This window comes from Polaromonas sp. P1_E1_2 (assembly GCF_056406035.1).
The window spans coordinates 1-9,186 of sequence record NZ_JBFUAZ010000109.1; the positions used below are offsets into that span (position 1 = coordinate 1).

The window sequence follows — 9,186 nt, forward strand, 5'->3', positions numbered from 1 at the left end:
CGCCACCACCCGCCCCTGCTTGAGCATGGCGATGCGGCTGCACAGGGCCTCAGCTTCTTCGAGGTAGTGCGTGGTGAGCAGCACCGTGCTGCCCTGCTTGTTGAGTTTGGCGATGAACTGCCACAGCGTCTGGCGCAGTTCGACATCAACGCCAGCAGTGGGCTCGTCCAGCACGATGACCTGCGGCTTGTGCACCAGCGCCTGCGCCACCAGCACGCGGCGCTTCATGCCGCCGGAGAGCTGGCGCATGTTGGCATTGGCTTTGTCGGCCAGCCCCAGGCTGACGAGCAGCTCGTCGATCCAGTCGTCGTTGCGTTTGATGCCGAAATAGCCGGACTGGATGCGCAGCGCCTCGCGCACGGAGAAAAAGGGGTCGAACACCAGTTCCTGGGGTACGACGCCGAGCTTTCGCCTTGCATTGGCATAGTCGGTGAGCACGTCGCTGCCATGCACCAGGACCTGGCCGCTGCTGGCGCGCGAAAGGCCGGCGAGTATGCTGATGAGAGAGGTTTTGCCGGCGCCGTTAGGGCCCAGCAAGCCAAAAAATTCACCTTGCCGGATATCAAAACTGACKTCGTCCAGCGCCTTGACARCAGGCCCCGTCTGATTTCGCGTGGATGAGTAGGTTTTGGAGACGGACTGAAATGAGATCGCTGGCATGAGCCCGCCATTTTAAGGGCGGATGCTGTTTTTATCCGGGTCGGCGGCTGAATGCCCTGCGTCAGGACCCCGATGGGCGAAGAAACCCGAAAGCGGCGTCTCAGGCCGCCGGGGCGGCAGCGGCGGGAATCAGCTCTGCCACGCCATACAGGCCTGCCAACTGACGCAGGCGAGCCGGCAAGCCGGCCACCGAAAACGCCTTGCCGGCAGCCAGCGCTTCACGCCGGCATTCCAGCAGCACCGCCAGCGCGGAGGAGTCAAACTCCTTCAGCGCGCCTGCATCGGCCACCACGCCGGCCGGCTGGGACAGCACGGCCTGCTTGAGGCCGAGAGCAAACCCGGCAGCCTCGGCATGCGTGAGGACAGAAGGAAGCGTCAGCACTGGCGATGCCTGCTCAGGGCTTCTTGGCAACAGCTGCGCCTGCGCCGGTGTTGGACTGGTTGCGCTGAACCAGGGAAGCGATCAGGCCATCGACGCCCTTGGCGCTGATTTCCTGGGCGAACTGGGTACGGTAGGTTTCCACCAGCCAGACGCCCAGCACGTTGAGGTCATAGATCTTCCAGCCCGTAGCGGTTTTTTCCATGCGGTAATCCAGCTGGATTGGATCGCCCCGGCCCAGAACTTCGGTGCGTACGACGACTTCAGTGTCTTCCGGAGCCGCACGCAGCGGTTTGACATTGACGCTCTGGTCGCTGACCTGTGCCAATGCGCCGGAATAGGTGCGGATCAGCAGGGTCTTGAACTCGTCCTGAAGCTTCTTTTGCTGCTCAGGCGTGGCCTGGCGCCAGTTGCGGCCCACGGCAGAGGCCGTCATGCGTGTGAAGTTCACGTTAGGCATGATCTTGCTGTCGACGAGCGCGAGCACCCGGGTGAGGTCACCGGCTTTTACAGCCTTGTCCGTCTTGATGTTGTCCAGCACATCGGCCGAGACGCGCTTGATCAGGGCATCGGGTGCCTCATCGGCTGCGCGAACGAACGGCGCAGACCCCATCAGGGCCAGGCTGAGGGCGGCGGTGAATAAATGGCCAAGTGTTCTGCGTTTCATGATTTTCCTTCTATGACGAAGCATGCGGCTGCGAAAATTGCAGTACCCCTATGGATACGTCGCTGCTGCAACCGATGGTTCGATGGTTATTCTGCGGGATGGTTTCCGGGCTGTGAATGAAGTTTTACGGCAGTCTTGTAAATATTGTTTGCAATCAACAGCCTTTTGACCCCTGTTCAAACCCGGGATGACACTATTTGGCGGCGGAGGCTGGTGCCGCCGGGGCGGCCGATGTGCCTTCCGGCAAATCGTAACGTTCCTCTTTTTCCACCGAAGTCCCGCCTATCAGGCTACGGCGGCGCTGCAGGTAGATTTCGCGGGTGAAGCTGTATTTGTCGAGTGCGGCCTGGTCCAGGACATCACCGGCCCCGAGCACGTTGGCCCTGGCGTTCACCAGGCGCAAAGTCGTCAGGGAATTGCGGGCACGGACATTGTCGATCCGGCTTACCAGGTCGCCCTGGTAATCAACCAGCGAACCTACCGAATCACGCGCGGAAGAAGGGCCCAGCAAAGGCAGCACGAGGTAGGGGCCCGAGCCCACACCCCAAACGCCGAGCGTCTGGCCAAAATCTTCCGAGTGTTTGGGAATCTTCAGATCGCTGGCAACGTCAAAAATGCCACCCACGCCCCAGAGGGTATTGGTCGTGACACGGAAAAAACTTTCGATAGAAGCCTGGCCTTTACCCTGGAGCAGGTTGTTGACGGTGGACCACACGTCGGAAATGTTGCCGAAGAAATTGGTGACACCGGTGCGCACAGGCGCAGGCGTGATATCCCGGTACGCGGTTGCCACGGGTTTGACGACGGCGCGGTCCACGCCGTCATTGAAACTGAACATGGTCCGGTTGAACGGCTCCAGCGGATCGGATGGGCTCGCATTGGGACCGGTAGCACACCCCTGGAGAAGTGCCAGTGCAAGCACTGCCGCAGCCCAGCCGGCCGGTTTTTTCATCGTGATTTCTGCTGTCATTTTTTTTCTGGCGTCCCTGATGGCGGCGCAGACCCTGATCCGGAACTGCTGTCTGCCGCCTTGCTGTATAAAAACTGGCTGATCAGATTCTCAAGCACCACGGCGGACTGCGTGTTTTTGACCACGTCCCCTGCGGCAAGATTTTTCTCGTCCCCACCGGCCTCCACGCCGATGTACTGCTCGCCCAGCAATCCGCTGGTCAAAATCTTCAGCGAGCTGTCTTTCGGGAACACGTAACGGCTTTCCATCGCCAGATTGACGCTGGCCTGGTAGGACTTGTCGTCGAAAGTGATATTTTCAACCCTGCCCACTACCACGCCAGCGCTTTTGACAGCGGCTCGCGGCTTGAGGCCACCAATGTTGTCGAATTTCGCCGTCACCTTGTAGGAGGTATCGAAATTCAGGCTGAGCAAATTCGCGGACTTGAGCGCCAGAAACAGGATGGCGGCGCCGCCAATCAACACGAACAAACCCACCCACAAATCATTTTTGGAACGTTGCATCGTTTTCTTTCAGTGGCCTGGTCCGGCGTTTTCGCCATTCCGGGCTGTTTTGTCCTTGCGGGGTTCACCCAAGGCAAACACTGGGAAGCAGGATTTTCTCATGGGCGAATTAAAAATGTATGAAGACGGTTTTAAAGGCTGAACATCGAGGCGGTCAGCAGGAAATCCAGCCCCAGCACGGCCAGCGACGCAACCACCACGGTCCGCGTGGTCGCGCGCGACACGCCCTCAGGCGTCGGCTGGGCCTCGAAACCCTGGTGCAAGGCCACAAAAGTGACCGTGACGCCAAACACAAAACTCTTGATGATGCCGTTGCCTACGTCGCGCCAGACATCGACACCGGACTGCATCTGGCTCCAGAAGGAGCCCGCATCAATACCGATCATGACCACACCCACCAGCCAGCCACCCATGATGCCCACAGCGCTGAACACGGCAGCCAGCAGGGGCATGGCGATGATGCCGCCCCAGAAGCGGGGCGCCAGGATGCGCCGCACCGGGTCTACCGCCATCATTTCCATGGCTGAGAGCTGTTCGCCGGCTTTCATCAGGCCGATTTCGGCCGTCAACGCCGTGCCGGCGCGGCCGGCAAACAGCAAAGCAGTGACCACCGGCCCGAGTTCGCGCACGAGGCTGAGCGCCACCAGCAAGCCCAGCGCTTCTGCCGAGCCATAGCGCTGCAGCGTGTAGTAGCCCTGCAGGCCCAGCACAAAGCCGACAAACAGACCCGACACGGCAATGATGGCCAGCGAGTAGTTGCCCAAAAAGAAAATCTGGTCGCGCACCAGGCCAAAGCGGGCCAGGGCCGGGCCGGTGAGGGCCACCAGCCGGGACATCAACCGCGCGGCGTAGCCCAGCTCGGCCAGCTGGCTGCGCACGGAAAAACCGAGGCCGGAAATCAGCGCGACAGGGCTATAGCGGCTCATGCGCGCTTCCCTGATTTGGCCGCCGGGTCGCCGAAATCGGCATCCACAGTGGGGCCCGGATAGTGGAATTTCACGGGGCCTTCGCTTTCGGCATTGACGAACTGGTGCACCAGCGGATCGGTGGAGCGACGCACCTCGTCAGGTGTGCCCTGCGCCGCAATGCCACCATTGGCCAGGATGATGACCTTGTCGGCAATGCGGAAGGTTTCTTCCAGATCATGCGACACCACCACGCTGGTAATGCCCAGCGTATCGTTGAGCTGGCGTATGAGCTGCGCGGCGGTACCGAGCGAGATCGGATCGAGCCCGGAGAACGGTTCGTCGTACATGATGAGTTCCGGGTCCAGCACAATGGCCCGCGCCAGCGCAACCCGGCGGGCCATGCCGCCCGAAATCTCGCTGGGCAGCAGGTCCCGCGCGCCGCGCAGGCCCACCGCATTGAGTTTCATCAGCACGATATCGCGGATCAGGGCTTCACCCAATTCGGTGTGCTCGCGCAAGGGAAACGCCACATTGTCGAAAACACTCAGATCGGTGAACAACGCACCGAACTGGAACAGCATGCCCATGCGACGGCGCGCGGCATAGAGTTCCGCCTGGGCCAGCTTGCCGACGTCCTTGCCGTCGAACAGCACAGCGCCGCTGACAGCCTTTTGCTGCCCGCCGATGAGGCGCAGCACGGTGGTTTTGCCGCCTCCCGAAGCGCCCATCAGCGCGGTAACCTTGCCGCGAGGCACGGACAGCGTGACCTTGTCCAGGATGACGCGATCACCGGCGGAGCCGGGGTAGGAAAACGTCACATCCTTGAACTCAACCAATGATGAAGCGGAAATGTCGGGCATTGAAGGAGAAAAGACAGGCCAGCAGGTGTGTTGGCTTGGGTAAGTAATACCGAATGATACGGGGTTTGCCCTTATACAGCCCCTGACCGGAAACCAAAAACCTTGGGCTGAGCGGCCTAAAGCAGCGAGGGTGGCCCAAAAAAGCGGCCGCCTTATCGGGCCGATAGTGGCCGCAAGCCACAACTATCCGGCGCAAGCAGCTATTTTTTTGATAGCACCCGGGGTTTTCGGTGTTATTTGCCAACCAGGCAGGTGTGCGCAAAGCGCAACGGACCGTCACGCCAATTGGGTGATTTCTGGAGGTTTGGCACCATTTCACGCAACCCGGGCACCAGCTTGGGCCTCACAATCGCCCCTTTTTGGCGATTTGAGAAGGCCGGCGCGGCGCTTAGCGAGGCAGGTCGCTAAAGCCCATCAGAAACTCGTCGACCGCGCGCGCGGCCTGGCGGCCTACGCGCACCCCAAGCGCGAGCTTGGGGTTTATTTAACCGCCCCTTGGGGCGATTTGAGAAGGCCGGCGCGGCGCTTAGCGAGGCAGGTCGCTAAAGCCCATCAGAAACTCGTCGACCACGCGCGCGGCCTGGCGGCCTACGCGCACCCCAAGCGCAAGCWTGGGGTTTATTTAACCGCCCCTTGGGGCGATTTGCGAAGGCCGGGCGCGGCGCTTAGCGAGGCAGGTCGCTAAAGCCCATCAGAAACTCGTCGACGGCGCGCGCGGCCTGGCGGCCTTCGCGAATCGCCCATACCACCAGGCTCTGGCCGCGGCGGATGTCGCCGGCGGCAAACACCTTGGGCACGTTGGTGGCGTAGCCACCGGTGAAGTCAGTATGGGCCTTGGCATTGCCACGGTTGTCTTTTTCGATGCCGAACGCGTCCAGAACCGACGCCACCGGTGAAACAAATCCCATGGCCAGCAGCACCAGGTCGGCCTTGAGGGTTTGCTCGGAGCCAGGCACTTCCACCATCTTGCCGTCTTTCCATTCGACACGAACGGTCTTCAGGCCGGTGACCTTGCCTTTTTCGCCAATCAGTTCCTTGGTGGAGATGGCGAACTCGCGCTCGCAGCCTTCTTCGTGGCTGGAAGAGGTGCGCAGCTTGATCGGCCAGTAAGGCCAGGTCATGGGGCGGTTTTCTTCCTCGGGCGGCTGGGGCATCAGTTCAAACTGGGTGACGCTGACCGCGCCGTGGCGGTTGCTGGTGCCCACGCAGTCGGAGCCGGTGTCGCCGCCGCCAATCACGATGACGTGCTTGCCGTCGGCGCGCAGCTGGCCTTTGACCTTGTCACCGGCATTGATCTTGTTTTGCTGGGGCAAAAACTCCATCGCGAAGTGAACGCCGTCCAGGTCGCGGCCGGGGACGGGCAGGTCGCGCGATTGTTCGGCGCCGCCGGTCAGGATGACGGCATCGAAGTCTTTCTGGAGTTGCTCAGGGGTAATGCTTTCTTTCGCCCAGTTGGTGACTTTGGAGTCCTTAGGCAGGCTGCCCACCATCACGCCGGTGCGGAAGTTCACGCCTTCGGCCTTCATTTGCTCGACGCGGCGGTCGATATGGACCTTTTCCATCTTGAAGTCAGGGATGCCGTAGCGCAGCAGGCCGCCGACGCGGTCGTTCTTCTCGAACAGCGTCACCTCATGGCCGGCGCGCGCCAACTGCTGCGCGGCGGCCATGCCGGCGGGACCGGAGCCGACCACGGCAACCTTCTTGCCGGTCTTGTGCTTGGGCATCACAGGCTTGACCCAGCCTTCGGACCAGGCGCGGTCGATGATGGCGTGCTCGATGGACTTGATGCCGACGGCGTCGTCGTTCACGTTCAGCGTGCAGGCGGCTTCGCAGGGTGCCGGGCAGATGCGGCCGGTGAACTCGGGGAAGTTGTTGGTGCTGTGCAGCGTGTCGATCGCGTTTTTCCAGTCGGCGCGAAACACCATGTCGTTGAAGTCAGGAATGATGTTGTTGACCGGGCAGCCGCTGTTGCAAAACGGCGTGCCGCAGTCCATGCAGCGCGCGGCCTGCTTGTTGGCCTGCGCGTCGTCCAGCCCGATGACAAATTCCTTGTAGTTCTTCAGGCGCTCCGGCACGGGCTTGTAGCCCTCTTCGATGCGCTCGTATTCCATGAAGCCGGTGATTTTTCCCATGATGCGTCCTGTGCAATTCTTTTAAGCGTTTTATGCCGCCAGCCCTTTAAGGATGAGCGCAAGCAGCTATAAATTTAATAGCAAACGTAAGGTGGCGTGAGAGCTTCAGCAGCCTTACTTGGCCGCCACCGCTTCCTGGTTGGTGGCGACCTGAGCCCTTGTGGTCTCGGTCGCGGCTTCCAGGCGGCGTTCCTTGCGCTCAATCAGCGCCTTCTTGTATTCGTTCGGGAAGACCTTCACAAACTTCAGGCGTGACTCGCTCCAGTTGTCGAGCAGCTCGCGCGCGCGCTTGCTGCCGGTCCAGCGGTTGTGGTCTTGCAAGAGGCGCTTGAGCAATTCCTCATCGCTTTGTTCGGCATGCCAGTCGGCCTTGTCATGGGTGTGCTGCTCGGCCGTGGTGACGATGCGGTCCATCGACACCATCGACGTGTTGCAGCGCGTGRCAAACAAACCGTCTTCGTCATACACATAAGCCACCCCACCACTCATGCCGGCGGCGAAGTTGCGGCCGGTCTTGCCCAGCACCGCGACGGTGCCGCCCGTCATGTATTCGCAGCCGTGGTCGCCCGTGCCTTCAACGACCGCCGTGGCGCCCGAGAGCCGCACGGCAAAACGTTCGCCGGCCACGCCGCTGAAGAAGGCTTCGCCGGTGGTTGCGCCGTAGAGCACGGTGTTGCCGACGATGGTGTTCTTCACCGCATCRCCGCGGAAGTCGATRCTSGGGCGCACGACGATACGGCCGCCCGACAGGCCCTTGCCGGTGTAGTCGTTGGCGTCACCGATCAGGTACATGGTGATGCCYTTGGCCAGGAAGGCGCCGAAAGATTGGCCGCCCGTGCCTTCGAGTTGGATGCGCAGCGTGTCGTCGGGCAGGCCTTGCGGGTGGTGGCGTGTCAGCTCGCCCGACAGCATCGCGCCGACGGTGCGGTTGACGTTGCGCGCCACTTCGATGAACTGGACTTTTTCRCCCTTTTCAATTGCGGCTTTCGATTTTTCGATCAGACGCACGTCCAGCGCTTTTTCGAGCGCGTGGTCTTGTTCCATCACGTGCATGCGCGGCACGTCGGCCGGCACATTCGGCTGGTAGAAAAGGCGGGCGAAATCGAGGCCGCTGGCTTTCCAGTGCTCGATGCCTTTTTGCGTGTCGAGCAGGTCGGCGCGGCCGATCAGGTCGTCAAACTTGCGCACGCCGAGCTGCGCCATCAGCTGGCGCGCCTCTTCGGCGACGAAGAAGAAGTAATTGACCACATGCTCGGGCTTGCCGCTGAATTTCTGGCGCAGCACAGGGTCTTGTGTGGCCACACCAACAGGGCAGGTGTTGAGGTGGCACTTGCGCATCATGATGCAGCCCTCAACGACCAGCGGCGCGGTGGCAAAACCGAATTCATCAGCGCCCAACAGCGCGCCGATGATGACGTCTCGGCCGGTTTTCATCTGGCCGTCAGCCTGCACGCGGATGCGGCCGCGCAGGCGGTTGAGCACCAGGGTCTGCTGGGTTTCGGCCAGGCCAATTTCCCAGGGCGAGCCGGCATGCTTGATGGACGACCAGGGCGAAGCACCCGTGCCGCCGTCGTGGCCGGCAATTACCACGTGGTCGGACTTGGCCTTGGCCACGCCCGCTGCAATGGTGCCAACGCCGACTTCACTCACCAGCTTGACGCTGATGCTGGCGCGCGGGTTCACGTTCTTCAGATCGTGGATCAGCTGGGCCAGATCTTCGATGGAGTAGATGTCGTGGTGSKGCGGCGGCGAGATCAAACCGACGCCGGGCACCGAGTAGCGCAGGTGGCCGATGTATTCGCTGACTTTTCCGCCGGGCAGCTGGCCGCCCTCGCCGGGCTTGGCGCCCTGGGCCATCTTGATCTGGATCTGGTCCGCCGACACCAGGTATTCGGCCGTGACACCAAAACGCCCCGACGCGACCTGCTTGATGCGCGAGCGCAGCGAATCGCCGTCCTGCAGCGGCAAATCAACCTCGACCTGTTTAGGGCCGATCACGCTTTTCAGCGTCTCGCCCTTCTTGATGGGGATGCCCTTGAGTTCTTGCCGGTAGCGGTTCGGGTCTTCACCGCCCTCGCCCGTGTTGCTCTTGCCGCCGATGCGGTTC

The 9,186-nt window shown here is 61.5% G+C and carries 9 protein-coding genes; all 9 read right to left on the reverse strand.

The annotated features are described in order from the left end of the window. Positions 1 to 660: ABC transporter ATP-binding protein (locus AC1D1P_RS07795; protein WP_477672592.1), on the reverse strand; the 660-nt coding region annotated here is incomplete at its 3' end. A gap of 100 nt (positions 661 to 760) precedes the next feature. Further along, positions 761 to 1,042, reverse strand: a complete 282-nt coding sequence (locus AC1D1P_RS07800) for an STAS domain-containing protein (RefSeq protein ID WP_477669872.1) — start codon at positions 1,040 to 1,042, stop codon at positions 761 to 763. Between the two features lie 13 nt (positions 1,043 to 1,055). Beyond that, the gene (locus AC1D1P_RS07805) at positions 1,056 to 1,706 is read right to left on the reverse strand and encodes an MlaC/ttg2D family ABC transporter substrate-binding protein (RefSeq protein ID WP_477669873.1); all 651 of its coding nucleotides are present in this window, start codon (positions 1,704 to 1,706) and stop codon (positions 1,056 to 1,058) included. 193 nt (positions 1,707 to 1,899) lie between these two features. After that, positions 1,900 to 2,676 (reverse strand): MlaA family lipoprotein, encoded by a 777-nt coding sequence (locus AC1D1P_RS07810; protein WP_477669874.1) that lies wholly within the window; start codon positions 2,674 to 2,676, stop codon positions 1,900 to 1,902. Continuing rightward, complete coding sequence (mlaD, locus tag AC1D1P_RS07815) at positions 2,673 to 3,179, reverse strand: outer membrane lipid asymmetry maintenance protein MlaD (protein WP_457279721.1); 507 nt, start codon at positions 3,177 to 3,179, stop codon at positions 2,673 to 2,675. Before mlaD ends, AC1D1P_RS07810 begins: the two co-directional genes overlap by 4 nt. Positions 3,180 to 3,310: 131 nt before the next feature. Further along, entirely contained in the window at positions 3,311 to 4,105 is a 795-nt protein-coding gene (gene mlaE, locus AC1D1P_RS07820) for a lipid asymmetry maintenance ABC transporter permease subunit MlaE (protein ID WP_457279722.1), read from the reverse strand. Beyond that, positions 4,102 to 4,947, reverse strand: a complete 846-nt coding sequence (locus tag AC1D1P_RS07825) for an ABC transporter ATP-binding protein (protein WP_477669875.1) — start codon at positions 4,945 to 4,947, stop codon at positions 4,102 to 4,104. The genes mlaE and AC1D1P_RS07825 overlap by 4 nt, the downstream gene beginning before the upstream one ends. A 665-nt stretch (positions 4,948 to 5,612) precedes the next feature. Next, on the reverse strand, positions 5,613 to 7,079 hold the full coding sequence (locus tag AC1D1P_RS07830) for a glutamate synthase subunit beta (protein WP_477672593.1): 1,467 nt from the start codon (positions 7,077 to 7,079) through the stop codon (positions 5,613 to 5,615). 114 nt (positions 7,080 to 7,193) lie between these two features. Further along, on the reverse strand, positions 7,194 to 9,186 hold a 1,993-nt coding region (locus tag AC1D1P_RS07835; protein WP_477672594.1), incomplete at its 5' end, for a glutamate synthase-related protein.